Source organism: Pseudoalteromonas sp. OANN1, from assembly GCF_024124685.1.
Taxonomy (GTDB): domain Bacteria; phylum Pseudomonadota; class Gammaproteobacteria; order Enterobacterales; family Alteromonadaceae; genus Pseudoalteromonas; species Pseudoalteromonas piscicida.
Window position 1 is genome coordinate 224,974 of record NZ_JAMXSE010000002.1, and the last position, 18,950, is coordinate 243,923.

The following is an 18,950-nucleotide window of genomic DNA, read 5'->3' on the forward strand; positions in this document are numbered from 1 at the left end:
ACAGACAGGTCGCGAAATTGTATGTGGCTAAGCAGCAAATCGCAACCGCTGTTTGGCAATAACTGAGTGTTGATACCAATTGAATTAATTCTCTAATCAATTTGAAGGGTGAAATAGCATATTAGCTTCGTTAAAAACTTCTCATTTAGAACACTAAATAGCAAAATTTTTGCCTAGCTACTAAAGCTATTTCCCTGCTTCAAAATAGATCATTTACTTAATACAACTGGTATTACCTATTAAGTTGTCGTTTAACCTTAATCATGCCTATCCCACAAATAGTGAGATACACGAGATATAAAGCGATGCGGTTAAGCCAAGTGGGCTCTGGAGAAGGCATGATAACACGCAAGTAATCGTTCAAAACCAGCATACCGACACCGACAATGATGGCTGTCAATTGAAAGTGGCGGTGATTGGCTGAAGAAATGGTAAACAAGGAAACTAAGAGCAGTGCAAGGCTTAAGTAAAATGCTAAAACAGCCATGCTACCGGGCACAACACTGGGAGCTAACGCTAGCGCAGACAGACCTACAACGAACCAACCTATGAGATTTTTTACTGACTTATACGACATGTTATTTCTCCTTAAATAAATGGTCGTTAATTTATGCAACTTTGTTTGAATTACTGAATACAAACAGAACTATCAAATGTGTCGGTATCGAAACAGAACATGGCGAGTGTATCGATAATGGCACGCAAAATACAGCAAGAGTAAAGCGATAACAGTCTACATCATATTGATTGTATGAATAAAAATATAGAAAGTAAAAGCTGGTATCAAAACTGCAAATTAAGCTTACGTTAGAAAACATACAATAGTGATAACGGACACACTAAAAAAGGACACAACATGTTTATTAAATCGCTTATCTATACCTCTTGCGCGGTTATTATTTTGTATAGTGCTTTAACATATGCACAGCAACCCAATTCTCAAATAACAATGCTTGAGTCTGCTTTTTATCATCGTCAGTATCAGCAAGTCACTAAAATCCTTAACACGCTAAAAGATAAAGAGCTTGATGCTGAAATAATGGCCGTGTCAGTTGCGGTTGCGCAAAATGATGATAATAAAGAAGCACTGTTAAACACCTTGATTAAGCGTCATATAGACAATGCAAAGGTGCATTTTACTGCTGGTAATTTATGGTATCAAATAAAGCAACAGTCAAACCTTTTTAATAAACTTAGCTTAGTTGAAAAGTCTAACAAGCACTTTATAAAAGCTGCAGAATTGGCGCCAAATAATCCTGAGTACTTAGTATCTGCAGCGAAAGCATTAGCTATAGAAAGTGGCTTTTGGGATTCTGAAAAAAAAGCATCAAAAGCGATAGTTGATAGACTAAAAGCAATGGATGACCGTTACTATAACTTGGCTTTTATGGATTACTTACAAAACACACAAAATGAAGAGTTAGCCCTAAAAACGGTAGCTTATGTGGGTCAACATTATGCGCAAGATATCGTTTTGATCCATCGAGCTGCTAACTTATTGTGGACTTTTTCAGCGAAAGATGCAGCGCAGCGTTTATTCACTAACGGGTGCCTGATTGAGCATATTGCACTAAGCCAACTACCAACGTGGAGAGATGTTTGTGTTTCATCGGCTTATTTAGCGCTTCAGCAACACGGTGATAAGCCTAGGGCTGTTGATGCTATGGAGCGCTTATTGGGAAAAGAGCGAGTACAGGATGAGCTGCATATGGAGTATTTAATGCTTCAGGCTGAGTTATACCGTGTACTGAAACAAAACGAAAAGGCTAGAAGTACGTACCTTCAGGCATTGAATCTCACCAAAATGCGTTCAACTGAGCGAGATATTCACCGGGCTCTCGCTGGACTAGACGATACATAAGCTAGGTTCGAAAAAGCGGGTGGGATATGTTGGGGAATAGATACACTCAGGTATTGAGAAATGTTCAATAGGTTATTTTGTGCAAAATAAATCTACGCCCATGTATCTAGATTCTCACCCTTATGTTCTTCGTGAGATTTTTCCTCCTCATCTTTTTCATCTTCGCCTTCTTTAATTTTTTCATGCTCAGCAGCTTGGCGTTTAAGTTCAATCTCGGTTTTTAGATCTTTCTTAACTTTTTCAATCTTATAGTGCTGCACACCAGCTACATGAAATGCAGACTTATGAGTTACATCTAGCCGTACGATTGGGCCTAAAAAAGGTTTAAAAGCATCCATCTGCTCCCCCACTAACCTACTGTTGGTTTTACTTATTATCGACTGTTATAAGCTATTCTTTAATTTGCGTAAAAAAATGATTGCCAAGTAGAACAAAATTATGTTTATCTATAAATGAACTTTTTGAATAGCATATTAATTACAAAGGTAACATCATGCTAATGACACTGACAGCAAAACATCATCACCATCATCATACGGGATAGCCTGTCAGTTATTTCGCTGGTGGGTTATTCCTGAAAGGAACCTCCGGCGAGATGTAAACTAGAGTTAATATTTATTTCGCCCCGAGGTTCCGCCTCGGGGTTTTTCGTTTAAAGAATTAGGAAATAAATAATGAGCAATAGCAACCGTTTAAGAATCGCAATCCAAAAATCAGGCCGTCTTTCAAAGGATTGCCAAGCCCTACTCAAACAACTTGGTGTAAAACTAAACCTACGTGAACAACGTTTAATCGCCCACTCTACCAACATGCCTATTGATGTACTTAGAGTACGTGATGACGATATCCCTGGCCTTGTAATGGACGGCGTTTGTGATTTAGGCATTGTAGGTGAAAACGTGTTAGAAGAAGCTCAAGCTGAGCGTATTCGCAACGAGCAGTTTGCTGAGGTCACTAAGCTTTCAAAACTGGACTTTGGTTTTTGCCGCTTAGCGCTGGCGTGGCCACAAGAGATAGGTCAACAGGAGAAAGCGTGGTTTAATGGCAAACGCATCGCAACCACCTACCCAGAGATTTTAAAGCAATATCTAAAACGTGAGAACATCGATGCCAGCGTGGTCATGTTAACAGGCTCGGTAGAAGTAGCACCTCGAGCAGGCCTTGCTGACGCCATTTGTGACTTAGTATCAACCGGTGCAACGCTTGAGGCTAATGGCCTGATGCAAGGCGATACCATCTTAGAATCTAATGCTTGCCTCATTCAAAATGCAGCATTGACTGACCAAAGTAAGCTTGCGCTGATCGATAAGCTAATGCCACGCCTTAAAGGGGTGAAACAGGCAAAAGAAAGCAAGTACATCATGATGCATGCACCAAAGAATAAGTTAGATGAAGTATGTGCATTACTTCCTGGCACAGGCCAGCCAACTTTACTTGCACTTGCTGGCAGCGATGAATATGTAGCACTTCACATGGTCAGCTCTGAAACCCTATTTTGGGAGACGATGGAAGAGTTAAAAGCGCTTGGTGCTAACTCAATTCTCGTCATGCCAATTGAAAAGATGATGGAGTAATAGCATGTTTGATTGGCAGCAAGCCACCAGCGAGCAACGCAGCGAATGCTTGAGCCGTCCTGCGGTCAAAGTGGGTGATAAGGTAAAAGCAACTGTTGAAAAGATAATTGATAACGTCGCTCACAACGGCGACAACGCATTACTTGCTTATGCCGAGCAGTTTGACGCCCGTGTTAGCCCAAGAATACGGGTAACGGGATCAGAGCTTATTGAAAGCGAATTTGCATTAACACCTGAACTTAAAAGTGCTATTGACCAAGCGTATGGCAACATTAAGAGGTTTCACCAGTTGCAGTTACCACAAAGCAAGAAAATTGAGACTCAGCCAGGCGTGACCTGCGAGCTCAGATATCAAGCGATAGAAGCCGTAGGTTTATATGTGCCAGGTGGTAGTGCGCCACTGCCTTCTTCTGTATTGATGCAAGGCGTGTGTGCGCAACTAAGTGGTGCAAAAACAATCGTGTTGGCGACGCCGGTCAAAGGTGATTGCCAAATACATCCTGCGATTTTGTATGCGGCTAAATTGTGTGGCGTTACCGATGTGATTGAATGTGGTGGTGCAGGTGCAATTGCTGCCATGGCGCTAGGTACTAACAGCGTACCAAAAGTGAACAAAATTTTTGGTCCAGGCAATAGTTTTGTCACAATGGCAAAACAGCTGCTTTCTCAGTCAGTGCCGGGACTTGCGATTGATATGCCAGCTGGCCCTTCAGAGGTGTTAGTGATTGCAGATAAGGGCGCTAACCCAGAATTTATCGCCGCCGATCTACTTTCTCAGGCGGAGCATGGGGAAGACTCGCAAGTAATATTATTAGCGTCCGACAGTCAACTAATCGAAGAAACTGAAGCTGCAATCGAGCGTCAACTAAGCAAGCTTAGTCGCGTTGATATTGCCAGAGCTGCGCTTAAAAATAGCACGCTGATTTTAGTTGAGAGCATAGAGCAAGCATTTGAGATCTCAGCAGAGTATGGGCCAGAGCACCTTATCTTACAGATAAGGGATGCAGAGCGTTTCCTGCCGCTAGTAAAAAACGCAGGCTCAGTGTTTGTTGGTGACTATACGCCAGAATCAGCAGGTGACTATGCGTCTGGCACCAACCATGTATTGCCAACCTATGGTTATTCAAAAACCTACTCAAGTTTAAACCTAATGGATTTTTATAAGGCTTACACAGTACAAACCATCACAAAAGAAGGCCTGCGTGGTTTGCGCTCTGCCATTTTACCTTTGGCACAAGCTGAGGGACTAGATGCACATGCGAACGCCGTCAAAGTGAGGTTGGAGAATAATAATGACTAATATTGCGCTACCAAATAACATTGAAAAGCTTAAGGCCTACAGTTCTGCGAAAAGTGCAAAGCTAACAGGTACTACGTGGCTCAATGCCAATGAAAGTCCATACGCTCGTGTGCTTGAAATGCGCTTTGATAACTTAAACCGTTATCCGGATCCGCAGCCACAAACGGTAATTGATGCTTATGCAGGCTACGCAAAGGTCGAGCAAACAAATGTATTGATGACACGTGGTGCCGATGAAGGCATTGAGTTATTAGTACGCACATATTGTGAACCGGCTAAAGATAGTATTGCAATCTTTACCCCTACTTATGGTATGTACAAAGTTACGGCAGACACCCACAACATCGCTATTAATGAATTAAGCCAAGATCAGCTTGCAAATGACGATGTGGATACACTAACCGCTGCAATTGGCGACGCTAAACTTGTCTTCGTTTGTAATCCAAATAACCCAACCGGTGCAATGCAACCTGCCAGCAAAGTCGCTGCACTTGCTGATAAGCTTAAAGGCCGTGCAATCGTGGTCGTTGATGAAGCGTATATTGAGTTCTGTGAAGAAAAAACCTGCGTTGAGCTTATCAAAGAGTTCTCAAATGTTGTTGTGCTACGCACACTATCTAAAGCGTTTGCACTGGCAGGACTTCGCGTTGGCTTTATGCTAGCGAGTGAAGCGCTATTGGCACCAGTGAGAAAAGTGATTGCGCCCTACCCTGTTTCTACAGTTGTGGCACAAATAGCAGCAACAGCGTTAACGTCAGATGCGATAACGCAGATGCGTCGGCAAGTCTCTATTTTGAACCTAGCAAAAAAGAAGCTTATACAATGGCTACAAGACAGCGAGTTCGTAAGCGCAATATTATGCGGCGAAGGCAACTTTGTTACTTTACAGCTAACCGACAAACAGTTTGTGGAGCAAGCGATGCGTCAAGGGTTAATCATGCGGCCATTTGTGCTGTTTGGCGAGGACAACTGGTTGCGGATCTCTATCGGCAACGAGCAGGAATTAAAACAAGTAGAAAACTGGCTGAAACAATGCCAAGTCACTGAGGAAGTATCATGAGCGCCCCCTATTTATTCATCGACCGCGATGGCACTATTATTGAAGAGCCAATAACCGATAAACAAGTGGATAGTCTAGAGAAATTGGCACTATTACCCAATGTGATCCCAGCGCTATTACAACTGCAATCATTTGGTTACAAGCTAGTGATGGTATCTAATCAAGATGGCCTCGGCACAGATAGCTTCCCTCAAGCTGATTTTGATGCGCCTCAAGATAAAATGATGCAAATCCTAACAAGCCAAGGGATCCGTTTTGAAGAAGTGCTGATCTGTCCTCACTTTGACGAAGACAACTGCCAATGTCGCAAACCTAAAACAGGATTACTCACTGAACTGATGCGCTCTGGTAAAGTGAACCTTAGCAAATCATTTGTTATTGGCGATAGGCAAACCGATATTCAGCTTGCAGAAAACCTCTGCATTGAAGGTATTCTCTACGAAGATAACTGGCCCGCCATTGTGACGCAGTTAACCACCTTAAATCGCAGTGCACACATTGCCAGAAATACCAAAGAAACACAGATTTCGGTAGCGATAAATTTGGATCAACAAGCCAATGGGCAGATTTCAACAGGGCTTGGTTTTTTCGACCATATGCTAGATCAGATCAGAACTCACGCTAACCTTGGTTTGAATATACAGGCGAAAGGTGACTTACATATAGACGAGCACCACCTTGTAGAAGACATAGGGATTGCCCTTGGTCAGGCTTTTAAGACCGCGCTTGGCACAAAATCACAAATCGCACGTTATGGATTTGCGTTGCCTATGGATGAATGTAAAGCAGAATGTCAGTTGGATTTATCTGGACGCGCGTCTTTTGTACTTAATGCTGACTTTACACGAGATAAAGTAGGCGACTTGGATGTACAAATGGTTGAGCATTTCTTTAAATCCTTTGCGGATAATGCGGCTGTGAGTTTAATTTTGAGCGTGAGCGAAGGTAATGCCCACCATCAAGTTGAGGGCTTATTCAAAGCATTTTCTCGTGCTATTCGCATGGCAATTGCAACGGATGCGTCACAGCAAATGGCAAGTTCAAAGGGGTGTTTATGATTGCAATTATTAATACTGGTTGTGCCAATATTAACTCAGTGCGTTTTGCATTTGAGCGCCTTGGTGTCACACCTGAAGTGATCACGGCACCTGAGAAATTAGCCCGCTTTGAACGAGCAATTTTACCTGGCGTCGGCCACGCCAATGTAGCAATGAAGCGGTTAAATGAGCAAGGCTGGGCACAGGCAATAGCTGACTATCAACGGCCTTTGATGGGTATTTGCTTAGGGATGCAGCTACTTTGTGAATCGACAGAAGAAGGTGATATTCCGTGCTTAGGTCGCATTCCTGGTAAGGTTGAGTTGTTAGAGACTAACGAGCTAACTGCACCGCATATGGGCTGGAATAACCTATGTGTGATGAAGCCTCATGCGCTCACTACAGGGCTCAGTGAACAAGACCAAGTGTACTTTGTACACAGTTTTGCGCATACCATCAATCAATCGACATTGGTTTCGGGTGAGTACGGTCAAGTATTTTCTGCAATTGTTGCAAACGACAATTATGCCGGCATGCAATTTCATCCAGAGCGCAGCAGCAAGGTTGGCGCGCAGCTTTTACAAAACTTTATTAATTGGCAGCTATAAAAGGACGAACAATGATTATTCCCGCTTTAGATGTATTAGAGAACAATATTGTTCGTTTGTATCAAGGCAAGTATGAAACCGCACAATTTTACCCATTTGATTTAGCCGAGCGTTTACTTGAATACCAAAACGCAGGCGCAGCTAAGCTACATTTGGTGGATTTAGAAGGCGCTCGTGATCCGAGCAAAAAGCAATGGCGCACTATCCAAGCGGCGACTAAGGCTTTATCTGTTCCCTTTCAGGTAGGCGGTGGTATTCGCAGTATTGACGACGTAAAGCAATGGTTAGATGCCGGAGCCGCCCAAGTGGTGATAGGCTCGATGGCGGTCGATAAACAGCAAGAAGTTGCTGCATGGATTAAAGCATGTGGCGCCGATAAATTTGTGATAGCACTTGATGTTAACAAAACCGAAAGTGGCTGGTCTCCTGCCACTCACGGCTGGCTAAATGATGCGAAAAGCGATCTATTCGAGCTATTAGATTTTTATGTTGAGCAAGGTGTAAGCGATTTTTTATGTACGGATATCAGTAAGGATGGCACGATGACAGGTCCATCGTTTACATTATACGAAGACATCACTAAACATAACGGTGCAATTAAAGTACAAGCATCAGGGGGGGTGAGCTCGCTTGACGATATTGCACGGCTTGCAAAGCAACAAGTAGGTGGAGTGATACTTGGCAAGTCGCTACTTGAAGGTGTATTTAGCGTTGAGGAGGCTTTAGCATGTTATCAAAACGCATAATTCCTTGTTTAGACGTAAAAGACGGTCAGGTCGTCAAAGGTGTTAAATTTCAAGGCCATGAAGTCGTCGGTGATATTCTTGACCTCGCCCAGCGTTATAGCGAGGCAGGTGCTGATGAACTGGTGTTTTATGAGATCAGTGCTAGCGTCGAAAAGCGTTTGCTCGATGTCAATTGGGTAGCTGAAATTGCCAGACATATCGATATACCATTTTGTGTAGCTGGTGGGATTAAATCGGTGGCTGATGCGGCTCGAGTGCTTGAGCAAGGCGCGGATAAGATCTCCATTAACAGCCCTGCCATTGCAAGGCCTGAACTCATTAAAGAGTTACATGACGAATTTGGCAAGCAATGTGTGGTTGTGGGCGTAGACAGCTTTTATGATAAGCAAACTCAAGAATATTTAGTATACCAGTTAACTGGCGATCCGAATGCGGCAAGTCGTACTCGATACAAAACGCAAGAATGGGTCAAACGAGTTCAAGATCTTGGCGCTGGAGAGATTGTACTTAATTGTATGAATCAAGATGGCGTGCGTAATGGCTATGACATAGCGCAGCTCAGCGCGATTAGAGCGCTGTGTAAAGTGCCACTTATCGCCTCTGGCGGCGCAGGCAGTATGCAAGACTTTGTTGATGTATTTAAACAAACTAATGTAGATGGTGCTTTGGCTGCAAGTGTGTTCCATAAAGGTGTAATTGACATTCCAAAGCTCAAGCAGTTCTTAATAAATAATGATGTGGCGGCACGACAATGATAATTAATAAACAAAACATAGCAGAAGTAGATTTTGATAAATCAGCACTCATTCCCGCTATCGTACAAGACGTATTAACCGGGGTAGTGTTGATGCAAGGCTTTATGAACAGAGAAGCCCTTGAAGTGACGCTAGAAAAGCAGCTCGTCACTTTTTATTCGCGTTCAAAATCGCGTCTTTGGACCAAAGGTGAAACCTCAAACAATGTTTTAACCTTGGTGGAAGTACATACCGATTGTGATAAAGACAGCTTACTGATTTATGCAAAGCCGCAAGGTCCAACTTGCCACCTCGGTAGCGAAAGCTGCTTTGCGGAAAGCATGCCAGAGCTTGCATTTTTAGGAAAGCTTGAGCGAGTGATTGCCCAGAGGAAAAATGCATCTCCTGAAAGCAGCTATACTGCCTCTTTATTTGCTAAAGACTTAAGTCGTAGTTGTCAAAAGGTCGGAGAAGAAGGGGTTGAAGTGGCGCTGGCGGCGATGAAAAACGACAACGAAGAGTTGCTCAATGAGTCCGCAGACTTGCTGTATCATCTTATTGTCCTACTACAGAGACAAGGGCTTACGCTCAGTGATGTGGTCAATACGCTCAAAGATAGGCATAAGTAATTTGCGCTTTGGGTAAGTAACCATTTCACCTACTTTTTCGTTGGTTTGTTTCAGGCATTGTGCAGTAACAAGCCAACCTACCACAATCGAAATAAATCTGTAATTAGATCAACTCCCGTTCATATAAATAAGGTAAACTTCTCATAGTCTTACAACTATGCAGTGGCAAAATATTAGTCTAACTTTAATGGTGCGATTGCGAACAGTATGGAACGATTTATGAAAACAAGATTACTTGGTCTATTGCTGGCAGGGTTAACTGCTGCCGGATGTTCAACATTGAGCCCTGAACAACAGGAAAAGTTGGATGATATGTCGGGATGTGAAAAGCTAAATACGCTTCTAAATGCTTCTGCAAATGGGTTTTCTGCGCTTAAAGGCGCTGAAGTCGGTGCAAAGTTAATGAACTCTTGGCAGGCTAAGGCACATTTAGTTGGCAACAAGTGCCAAATTATTGAAAGTACCGCTGGTAAAACAAAATACACTTGTTCAGAGCAGTTTAGAGAGTACGAAAACGCAGTAAAAATCCATAACTATGCGCAGAGTCTAGCAAAGCAATGTTTAGATCACTCTTGGGTTGGTGATAGCCAAAAGAGTGGCCAGCTAATGCGTACGAACATTATGTCACCTAGCTCTACTAGCAAAATTGCAATTGAACTAGGCAAAGGCCTCGACAAAGTCACGCCATGGATCGTTACGTTTAATGTGACTGAAAAATAAGACGTAAAATACGGAGAAGCGTTGTGCTTCTCCTACCCTACCCTATCCCATCCTAACATTTCTCCTTTGCAATCCCCTTCACATTGTCTGTTTGAGCGTTAATAAATTTTTAATTGTTGCTTCACTCGGTTCTAATGTCGCTTCGCGTGGCGTCTTTTATATGAAAATAGTGAATAGTAATTGTGGTGTAACGCGATATTAATTTAGAAAAAATAAGCAGTATATATTCTGAGCGGCGTTGAGATCTGCAACAGTCTATATTTAATTGATGCTGATTATGCATCTCTTTGGTTTTTGTGTGTTAATAAAAAGCTTGTTTATTAAAAAAAAGTAGCATTTAATTCAGCTGCTATTTTTGTTGTTAGCGCTAAATTAACTACTATTTTTAAAGGAATTAAGATGAACACATTGATAAAGTTGTCGGCTCTATCCCTCTCTGTTGCTATGTTTTGCATCCCTGCTTCGGCTAATGAACAAGCTAAGCCATTTGAGTATACAGTAAATGGCAGTGTATATGAGATCCCCGCTTCTCAAGCTAAGAATTTAGATGAGATAATTGCGCTAATAGAAACTAATAACGATGTTTCAGGTTATGACGTTACTGAGACTAAGTTAGCAAAAACTGAGCGCACAGAAATTGCCAGTGATTTTTCAACGCTAGCTGGTGGTAACTTACGCGTTTATAGTGAACTCAATACGGGGTATTTAAATGATTTTGACCAAGCATTTACTTACACTTGTCCAAGTAATATGTTTATTAAATCAATTTCAAGCTACCACCAAGATAAACAAGAAGACAGACGCTTTAGCTTAGTCTGTGCAAAATTTACAACGGATAGCGGTAGTCGCATTTATCGTAAAACGACAAAGTGGAGCGGTTACGTAAATTCATATGATCAAGCGTTTAACTTTGTTTGTCCTAATGGTCAATTCTTTGTCGGAATGTCAAGTCGCCACGATAATGGCACAGAAGACCGTTTGTTTAACTTTAATTGCGCATCTATGGCAACCTCGAGCACAGGCGCTGCACTATTTGCTGAATCATGTATTACAACACAATACACAGGCTACGACCAACCTTGGACATTAGGTGGTAATGGTGCAATCATCGGCATGTCAAGTCGCCATGATAACAGAACGGAAGACCGTCAGACTGCAGTGAGTTATTGCTCAGCTGCGAGTGACTGGTAATACTTTCCTATAGAGTAGGGTTGATACCCTACTCTATGTCAGAATTTCGTCATTTCACTGTCATATAAAAGTCGCACACTCAAAATGTAATTAGTTAGCGGATTTAAGACTCATTGTGACCAAACCGAATATTTTTCTCATCAATTTAGATTCTTGTACTGATAGACTCAAGGAGTCTACTTTCCAGTTTGATAAGTTCTCACTACCCTTTGAAAGAATAAGTGCTATAAAAGGTGCAGAGCTGAGCGCAGACGTTTTAGATACGAGCTATTGTAAGTTAAAAAACACTAAGCAATACTTCCGGCCTTTAACGTTAGGTGAGATAGGCTGTTATTTAAGTCATATAAAAGTACTGAGCAAAATTGTTGAGTTAGAACTGCCCTACGCTTTTATTTTTGAAGATGATTTCCAACTACACGACGACTTAGCACAGATTGACCAACTGATCGCTTCATTGCCATTTGATTGGGATATGATCAAGCTATTTCAATCTCAGAAGAACAAACGTACTCCGATTGCAAGCTTCCCGCTAAATAAATCGTTATCGCTATTTATGCAAAATAAGGTACCTGCCGGAACCGTTGCCCAGCTTGTAAGTCTTAAAGGAGCAAAGAAAATATTATCCAAATCAATTCCTTTTGGCAGACCGATTGATATTGATTATCAACATTTTTGGGAAAAAGATCTAAGTGTGTTCGTAATGAGTCCTTGTCCTGTTAGCCATGGTGAAAAGTTTGCGAGTACCATAGATAGAGCACCAAGTGTTACAGGAGCAAAGCGGTATTTTTGGCGTAAGCAGTTGCTACAGATAAATAAGTTTATAAAAAACAAGTTTTATCGCGGGCTGGTTCTCAAACGCTATCAGCAACACTTTTAGTTATATGGTGCGAAAGCCGCTGTACGCCTTTTGAACAATGGGTTTTATACTTGTACGTAATAGAGAAAAATTCGTGTTAAAAGTGTAATTTATGGGAAGACTTCTGAAAAAGATGTGCTAGTATCTAAGATTATTGCAATAAGTTTAACTTTTTGCTTAAACCATTAATAATAACAACGTTGAGGGAGCACAGACGTGTCTATAGAAATCAACTTTGAACTCTCTGATTCAGATCTTGAACACTTCCGTGGAATGATGAAAGCTGCTATTGAGAAAAATGGCGATGTAAGTGATGCCGAAATCATTGCTAAAGCGCGTGATTTAGTGGCAACGATGGAAAAATCCAACCTTCCTGAATTTGTAAGCACTCGTCTAATTTCGTTACAAACGCTAATTGACGCAGTGTTAGATGAAGAATGGCAAATGCCAGAAGATGAAAAGCGCGAGATCATGGCGTCTCTTGCTTACTTCAGTGAGCCAGAAGACATCGTTCCAGATCATATTCCAGTATTAGGCTATGTCGATGATGCGATTATGATTGAACTTGTGTTACAAGAACTGTCGCTAGATTTAAAAGCATACCGTGAATTCTGTGGTTTTAGAGCTACTGAAGAAGCAAGACGTGGTGATAACGCTAAGGTCGATCGCGAAAGCTGGCTTGCAGGTACACGTTCTCAGATCCGCTCTTCTATGCGTAGAAGTCGTTCTAAAAACCGTTCACGCTTCTTCTCTCGCATTATGTAAGTTAAGTAGCCCTAAGTTAAGCTGATTGAGATTAAGCTTAGGACTGTGGACTAAAAAAGGGCTGATAATCATCAGCCCTTTTTGATTGCGTATTATTTTATTTCATTTGGGTGAGAAACCCCCATCCATGCTCTATAAAGTAGCGCTTGCTTGCTTGATGGATTAGGCATGAATGTTATCTTTTTAGGCTTATCATGTTCGCGGTTAAGCTTGATTTTTGTATTCATCAACTTATCTCGACGGATAAAGTCTACCGCGATTGTTTGACCTGGCTCGAAGTTTTCTAAGCTCGCTTTTAAATCTTTACGAACATGGTGCTTATCAAATGCAACGATAAGATCGCCTGCCGTTAACCCTGCTTGCCATGCATTTCCATCTCGAGCTACATGGGTCAACTCCAGTAATTCCCCCTTTTGTCTTGCCATACCATCTATGCCCGCAATCATTTTTGCCGACTCTGGATAATCATAAACAAGCCCCACTTCGTCGAATAACTTGTCAAAATCTATGTTCGCCGGTGTCTCAACATGTTTATTCCACCAAGTACTGTAGTCTTTACCGGTAAGCGCTTTTAGGATGTTTTTAACATCTTCACTGGTAAAGCTATTTGGCAGTTTATGCTGTTGGTAAAGCGCTTTATGAACGTCACGGTAGCTAATTTTTCCGTTTGACTTTTCGAGTAAGTCGATGTCAAGTGCCATGGACACCAACGCACCTTCTGAATAGATATTGGTACTGTAATTTATGCCATGATCGCCACCTTGATTGATCCATTTATCAAAGCTCGTTGCTGCTACCGACTGAACATGACGACCAGGAGTTTTCAAATGACGATTAACACGCTTAGTCAGCATTTTAAGATATTCGTCATTGGTGGTGATCCCTGCACTTAGCAGCAAATAATCCTCAAAGTAGCTGGTTGAGCCTTCTGCTAGCCACAACAAATCAGTGTAATTTGGTGCCACGTAATCATAAGGAACCATGCCCGCTGGGCGATAGTTCTTAACATTCCACGTGTGGATGAATTCATGTGCTGCTGTAGAGATAAAACCAATGTAATCATCTCTTTCTTTAAAACTGTCTCTATGTCTTTGAATAATTGTCGAGTTTAAGTGTTCTGTTGCCCCTCGTGCACCACTGGTTGCATGCACCATAAAAACATACCGATCATAAGGATAATCGTGCCAAATGAGGGTGCCGGTTTGAACAAGTTTTTTAAGATCAGCGAGCATTTGGTCAACGTCATAGTTGCCCTCACCCCAAATAACTAATTCATATTTGCGGCCATCTACTTCAAATTTATGCAGTTGATTAATACCAGTTTCAATAGGGGAATCTAACAATATGTCATAGTTATCGGCTTTGAAGCGGTGTTTTGAATCGGCAAAGTCCATACCAGAGACTGAGCGCCAGCCTTTAGGTACATTGAGTTCAACAGAAACAGGCTCAGATCTGAAAGATTCACTAAATATCAAAAAGCCAGATGCATCGATAAACGCATGGGTGTCATCGATGTGTCTGGCTCGAAGACCTAACTCATTGGCATAAACCTGATATTTAACCGTTAATTCTGTAGGTTCGCTTAGGTGTACGCGCCATGTGTTTTTATCAATTTTTTCCCATTTTTGTTCTTGCCCGCTTTGAGATTGTGCATCAAAAAAGCGTACACCGTTGGCTAAATTCAATATTTCGTAGCGGCCTGTACGCCAATCTGGAAGTTGCACATCAATGCTTGATTGTGAGGATTTAGGAAACTTAACTTCTACTTCTGCAAGGTGATGCTGTGGTTGTGTAATTGAAATACGGTAGTCGACGTCAGCATAAACACTAAATGTTGCTGCACATGCTAAGGCTATAAGACTTTTCTTCATTATTTTTGTATTGGTAATTCGAGATAAAATCAATATACCAAATCAGCGACTTACACGCTAAGTAATATCGATGAGTAAACAGCAAACTCCGATACTTTACCTCGTTAAATTTCTGCGCATAACAGCTTAATTTGTTGTAGACTTAGTAACTAAGAGATTATTTTATGATTGGAAATCTGTGACTGATAATGCCGTGATGCTTGAGCAAAAATTAAAACAAGCCATAGAGGCTAGAAAAACGCTTGAGGATGCAAGAAAACAACAAGTAGAACTCCTTACTCAGTTTGCTGCAAAGTTATCCTTAGCCTGCAAAGGGCAAGATGTTTCACTTGATAATCAGTTAGCTAAGTTTCGCCTTGCACTTAATAAAGGCGTCGATTTTGAGCTGCTTGTGCCTTTTATTGACGGAATTTCCGAGCCGCTAAAGTCACAAGAAGTGACCAACTCAAATAATCAAAAAGCGTTGCAAACAGCAATTCAGCAAAGCGGAAAGTTACTGCAGAAGCTCAAGGGATTACCAGATGAGTCGCGCAGAAAGTTGCGTCACTTATTGGATGTGGAACTTGAAGATATCAACTCTACTAATGCCTATATCCCCGCGTTGGAGTCTTTGGTTTCTATCTACCATACGGTTCTACAATCAAAAGTAGAAATTACTGAAGAAACATATAATACTCACCACCCTGAATTAGCTGCTGAGCTTCAAGCTTTGATCAACGAGTTAATTTTCGAAGATGAAGTTATAGAAAAGGTCAAAGGTATACGTGCAAGCGTTGCTGAAAACAACAGTTTAGATAATTTATATTCAGCAGCGACAGAAATCATTAAAATTATTGCGCAAACGATTGCCAAAGAACGCCAATCTGCACAAGGTTTTTTGGTTTCACTGAATCAAACACTGGAAGAGCTACATCGCTCTATTGTTGAAACAACGGCGCGTTCAAAATCAACATCTAAAGAATTACAGTCGTTAAACAATAAAATAGAATCAAAAATTCAAAACTTAAATCAGCAAACCCAAAACGCCAGCTCTATAACAGAGCTTAAAGCCTTGGTCGACAATGAGTTGAAACTACTGAGTGCTGATTTGATAGAGCGTGAAAAGCTTGAAAAAAATGAGCGAGAGGCGCTGCTAGACTCGTTTGATGCAATTAATAATCGTATTAACACCTTAGAGTCTAAAGTTTCAAATTATAAAAAGCGACTCAGCGAACAAAAGTTCAAAAGCCTATTGGATAGCTTAACTAAGTTACCAAATAGAGCGGCTTTTGATGAGCGTCTAACTCATGAAATGCACCTATTTGAGATAAACGATTCAGATGTGACGCTGGTTGTTATCGACGTCGATCACTTTAAATCTATCAACGACCGTTACGGACATAGTGCGGGCGACAAAACCTTGCAAGTGATCGCACGAGCCCTTAAAAAGTCTATTAGGAAAAGCGATTTTATCGCACGCTACGGCGGCGAGGAATTTGTCTTACTAATGCCGGGCATGCCGCTCACTCATGCGCAAAAACCGCTTGAAAAAGTAAGGCAAGTCATTAAATCTATACCATTCAAATTTAAAGAAAAAGAAGTTGAAATTACGATTTCTCTCGGCGCTACTCAGTTTGTCAAAGGGGATACTGCCCTGAGCGCCTTTGACAGAGCTGATGCAGCGCTTTATGAAGCGAAAAATAGCGGGCGAGATAGATTGTGTTTTAAGTAAATAAAGTTAACTCGGGTAAAGGCTGAGTGGCGAGGCATTATACTCGCCCCCGCTTTGCTTGGTTATACCAATTCGCTGCGCATTACAAACAAGGAGTAAGCCTATGCAAGTAGAGCTAAACCCAACTGGGGTTCTTAACCTATTATCAAGATTGGAAGTCGATTTACTTCAGCAGTCAACCACAAGTGAGAGATATAGGCTTTTTAGAAATTGTGCATTGGCGGTGTTGAATGTAGGTAGTCATACCGATTCCAGCTCTGAAATCTACGATAAATACGAAAATTTCGATATCCAGCTACTCGCACGCGAGCGAGGAATAAAAATTGCGTTAAGCAACCCCCCCGAGTCTGCTTTTGTCGATGGTCAAATAATTACCGGTATCCATGAGCACATATTCTCCGTGATCCGCGACATACTTTTTATTTGTCAAAAATACCACGGTGAAAATAAATCGCCGGTAGAGATTACCCATATGGTTTTTGACATGCTGCGTAACGCTGATGCGCTTGAAGTGAATAAAGACCCTAACATGATTGTCTGTTGGGGCGGTCATTCAATCAATGAAGTTGAATACAAATACACTAAGGAAGTGGGTTATCAACTTGGCCTTCGCGGCCTAAACATTTGTACTGGTTGTGGACCGGGCGCAATGAAAGGCCCGATGAAAGGAGCAACAATTGGTCATGCTAAGCAACGGATCTCGAACAATCGTTATTTAGGTCTTACTGAACCCAGTATTATTGCCGCAGAACCGCCTAACCCTATTGTTAATGAATTAGTGATTTTGCCTGATATTGAAAAACGTCTAGAAGCGTTTATACGTATTGCGCATGGCATCATTATTTTCCCTGGTGGTGCTGGAACAGCTGAAGAGCTGCTTTATTTACTGGGTATTTTGTTACATCCAGAAAACGAAAAGCAATGTTTACCTGTGATCTTAACTGGCCCTAAAGAGTCGGCTGCATATTTTGAAGAACTCAGTGCCTTTGTTGAAAAAACACTCGGGAAAGAAGCACTGTCTAAGTTTGAAATTATCGTAGACAATCCAGAGCTGGTAGCCAAAAAGCTCAAACAATCGATGGCAACGGTGCGCGAGTATCGTAAGTCTGAAGGTGATGCCTATTACTTTAATTGGACATTAAAGATTGAAAACGATTTTCAACATCCATTTGCACCAACGCATGAAAATATGTCGGGCTTAGACTTACACCTAGAGCAGCCAAAACAATTACTGGCCGCTAACTTAAGACGTGCTTTTTCTGGTATTGTTGCCGGTAACGTGAAGGATGAAGGTATTACAGCAATTAAACAGCATGGTCCGTATGAATTAAGTGGCGATAAATCCTTGATGGCCGATATGGATAAGCTGCTAGGTGCATTTGTAACTCAGGGGCGAATGAAGCTACCTGGGAGCAAATATATACCGTGTTATAAAATTAAAGCTTAGAGTGAATGAATAATTTGTTGTTAATAGATGCGCTTAACCTTATCAGGCGCATCTATGCTGTTAACGAACCAAAAGGTAATAAAGAACAAGAGGCCCATATAAAGGCCTCTTGTCTTCGTGTAGAGCAAGCTACTCGTAGCTTGTTACGTAAAACGGGGGCGACACACGCCGTCGCGGTCTTTGATGGTGATAAGAGTTGGCGTTATCACTTTTACCCAAAATATAAAATAAGCCGTCAACCAATGCCCGAATTCCTAAATCAGAACCTCGATAAGTTTTCAGAAGCGTTCGCAAGTGTAGGTATTAAATCATTTAATCCCGAACATGATGAAGCTGACGATGTGATAGCGACGCTTGCTTGTAAAGCCGCTGCCGCCAATGTCAACTGCACGATAGTATCGACCGATAAAGGCTTCTTACCCCTGATAAATGAAGCTATCTCTGTGTACGACTATTTCAAAAAGTCGATAATTTCTATTGAAGATATCAAAAGTCGATTTTCTGTGACCCAAAATAAGCTCGAAATGTTTTGGGCACTAAGTGGCGACAAGACGAACGATATTCCTGGTGTTACAGGGGTTGGGGTCAAGACGGCGCAAGAGCTGCTGGCAAAACATGACGACTTTGAAAGTATGCTAAAAGATGAGACCGTAAAGCCTGCTGCAAAAGCAAAATTAGAGGCCGGAGCAAGCGACTATGTTACCAGCCTTGCACTGGTGACACTAAGAAGAGATATTGAAATTGGCTTTAGTTTGAAGGATATACGAGTGGTTTGAAAGGACTTTTGATTGGCAATGTACTACATCGTCGCTAAGCGCTAGGCGAATGTAGATGACTTTG

At 41.6% G+C, this 18,950-nt stretch carries 19 protein-coding genes; 16 read left to right on the forward strand and 3 right to left on the reverse strand.

Annotated features, from left to right (window positions below; translation table 11 throughout):
- Positions 1 to 232: 232 nt before the first annotated feature.
- Positions 233 to 577 carry a hypothetical protein gene (locus tag NH462_RS03005; protein ID WP_010377157.1) on the reverse strand — a complete coding sequence of 115 codons (345 nt, stop codon included), beginning with the start codon at positions 575 to 577 and terminating at the stop codon, positions 233 to 235.
- A 279-nt stretch (positions 578 to 856) separates the two neighbouring features.
- On the opposite strand from NH462_RS03005, the gene NH462_RS03010 reads away from it, so the two are divergent.
- Positions 857 to 1,861 carry a hypothetical protein gene (locus NH462_RS03010; RefSeq protein WP_010377155.1) on the forward strand — a complete coding sequence of 335 codons (1,005 nt, stop codon included), beginning with the start codon at positions 857 to 859 and terminating at the stop codon, positions 1,859 to 1,861.
- 92 nt (positions 1,862 to 1,953) lie between these two features.
- Here NH462_RS03010 and NH462_RS03015 read toward each other — a convergent pair whose 3' ends face one another.
- Positions 1,954 to 2,199, reverse strand: coding sequence for a hypothetical protein (locus tag NH462_RS03015; RefSeq protein WP_253103845.1), 246 nt, complete (start codon positions 2,197 to 2,199; stop codon positions 1,954 to 1,956).
- A 336-nt stretch (positions 2,200 to 2,535) separates the two neighbouring features.
- Between NH462_RS03015 and hisG the strand changes: the two genes are divergently transcribed.
- The 12 genes from hisG to NH462_RS03075 all read left to right on the forward strand — a co-directional run bounded on the left by hisG (position 2,536) and on the right by NH462_RS03075 (position 13,081).
- Positions 2,536 to 3,435, forward strand: a complete 900-nt coding sequence (hisG, locus tag NH462_RS03020; protein WP_010377151.1) for an ATP phosphoribosyltransferase — start codon at positions 2,536 to 2,538, stop codon at positions 3,433 to 3,435.
- A 4-nt stretch (positions 3,436 to 3,439) separates the two neighbouring features.
- Positions 3,440 to 4,735 (forward strand): histidinol dehydrogenase, encoded by a 1,296-nt coding sequence (gene hisD / locus NH462_RS03025; RefSeq protein ID WP_253103848.1) that lies wholly within the window; start codon positions 3,440 to 3,442, stop codon positions 4,733 to 4,735.
- Positions 4,728 to 5,795: a histidinol-phosphate transaminase gene (gene hisC, locus NH462_RS03030; RefSeq protein WP_010377148.1), complete on the forward strand. Its 1,068-nt coding sequence runs from the start codon at positions 4,728 to 4,730 to the stop codon at positions 5,793 to 5,795. Before hisD ends, hisC begins: the two co-directional genes overlap by 8 nt.
- Positions 5,792 to 6,853: a bifunctional histidinol-phosphatase/imidazoleglycerol-phosphate dehydratase HisB gene (hisB, locus tag NH462_RS03035; protein ID WP_010377146.1), complete on the forward strand. Its 1,062-nt coding sequence runs from the start codon at positions 5,792 to 5,794 to the stop codon at positions 6,851 to 6,853. The genes hisC and hisB overlap by 4 nt, the downstream gene beginning before the upstream one ends.
- Positions 6,850 to 7,440: an imidazole glycerol phosphate synthase subunit HisH gene (gene hisH / locus NH462_RS03040; RefSeq protein ID WP_017216833.1), complete on the forward strand. Its 591-nt coding sequence runs from the start codon at positions 6,850 to 6,852 to the stop codon at positions 7,438 to 7,440. The genes hisB and hisH overlap by 4 nt, the downstream gene beginning before the upstream one ends.
- An 11-nt stretch (positions 7,441 to 7,451) precedes the next feature.
- Entirely contained in the window at positions 7,452 to 8,186 is a 735-nt protein-coding gene (locus NH462_RS03045; RefSeq protein ID WP_253103851.1) for a 1-(5-phosphoribosyl)-5-[(5-phosphoribosylamino)methylideneamino] imidazole-4-carboxamide isomerase, read from the forward strand.
- A complete protein-coding gene (gene hisF, locus NH462_RS03050) occupies positions 8,168 to 8,941 on the forward strand; it encodes an imidazole glycerol phosphate synthase subunit HisF (RefSeq protein ID WP_010377140.1) in 774 nt (257 codons plus the stop codon). The genes NH462_RS03045 and hisF overlap by 19 nt, the downstream gene beginning before the upstream one ends.
- Positions 8,938 to 9,549, forward strand: coding sequence for a bifunctional phosphoribosyl-AMP cyclohydrolase/phosphoribosyl-ATP diphosphatase HisIE (gene hisIE, locus NH462_RS03055; RefSeq protein ID WP_253103854.1), 612 nt, complete (start codon positions 8,938 to 8,940; stop codon positions 9,547 to 9,549). Before hisF ends, hisIE begins: the two co-directional genes overlap by 4 nt.
- 219 nt (positions 9,550 to 9,768) lie before the next feature.
- Positions 9,769 to 10,269, forward strand: a complete 501-nt coding sequence (locus NH462_RS03060) for a hypothetical protein (protein WP_010377134.1) — start codon at positions 9,769 to 9,771, stop codon at positions 10,267 to 10,269.
- Positions 10,270 to 10,668: 399 nt separating this feature from the next.
- The gene (locus NH462_RS03065) at positions 10,669 to 11,460 is read left to right on the forward strand and encodes a dermatopontin-like protein (protein ID WP_010377133.1); all 792 of its coding nucleotides are present in this window, start codon (positions 10,669 to 10,671) and stop codon (positions 11,458 to 11,460) included.
- Between the two features lie 115 nt (positions 11,461 to 11,575).
- On the forward strand, positions 11,576 to 12,337 hold the full coding sequence (locus tag NH462_RS03070) for a glycosyltransferase family 25 protein (RefSeq protein WP_253103857.1): 762 nt from the start codon (positions 11,576 to 11,578) through the stop codon (positions 12,335 to 12,337).
- Between the two features lie 195 nt (positions 12,338 to 12,532).
- Positions 12,533 to 13,081 carry a YkvA family protein gene (locus tag NH462_RS03075; protein ID WP_010377130.1) on the forward strand — a complete coding sequence of 183 codons (549 nt, stop codon included), beginning with the start codon at positions 12,533 to 12,535 and terminating at the stop codon, positions 13,079 to 13,081.
- Positions 13,082 to 13,173: 92 nt separating this feature from the next.
- On the opposite strand, the gene NH462_RS03080 is transcribed toward NH462_RS03075, so the two are convergent.
- Positions 13,174 to 14,952, reverse strand: a complete 1,779-nt coding sequence (locus NH462_RS03080) for a PDZ domain-containing protein (protein ID WP_253103860.1) — start codon at positions 14,950 to 14,952, stop codon at positions 13,174 to 13,176.
- Positions 14,953 to 15,130: 178 nt separating this feature from the next.
- On the opposite strand from NH462_RS03080, the gene NH462_RS03085 reads away from it, so the two are divergent.
- The 3 genes from NH462_RS03085 to xni all read left to right on the forward strand — a co-directional run bounded on the left by NH462_RS03085 (position 15,131) and on the right by xni (position 18,886).
- Positions 15,131 to 16,663 carry a GGDEF domain-containing protein gene (locus tag NH462_RS03085; RefSeq protein ID WP_253103877.1) on the forward strand — a complete coding sequence of 511 codons (1,533 nt, stop codon included), beginning with the start codon at positions 15,131 to 15,133 and terminating at the stop codon, positions 16,661 to 16,663.
- Between the two features lie 103 nt (positions 16,664 to 16,766).
- Positions 16,767 to 18,110: a nucleotide 5'-monophosphate nucleosidase PpnN gene (gene ppnN / locus NH462_RS03090; RefSeq protein ID WP_010377123.1), complete on the forward strand. Its 1,344-nt coding sequence runs from the start codon at positions 16,767 to 16,769 to the stop codon at positions 18,108 to 18,110.
- A gap of 5 nt (positions 18,111 to 18,115) precedes the next feature.
- The gene (xni, locus tag NH462_RS03095) at positions 18,116 to 18,886 is read left to right on the forward strand and encodes a flap endonuclease Xni (RefSeq protein WP_010377121.1); all 771 of its coding nucleotides are present in this window, start codon (positions 18,116 to 18,118) and stop codon (positions 18,884 to 18,886) included.
- Positions 18,887 to 18,950 lie beyond the last annotated feature (64 nt).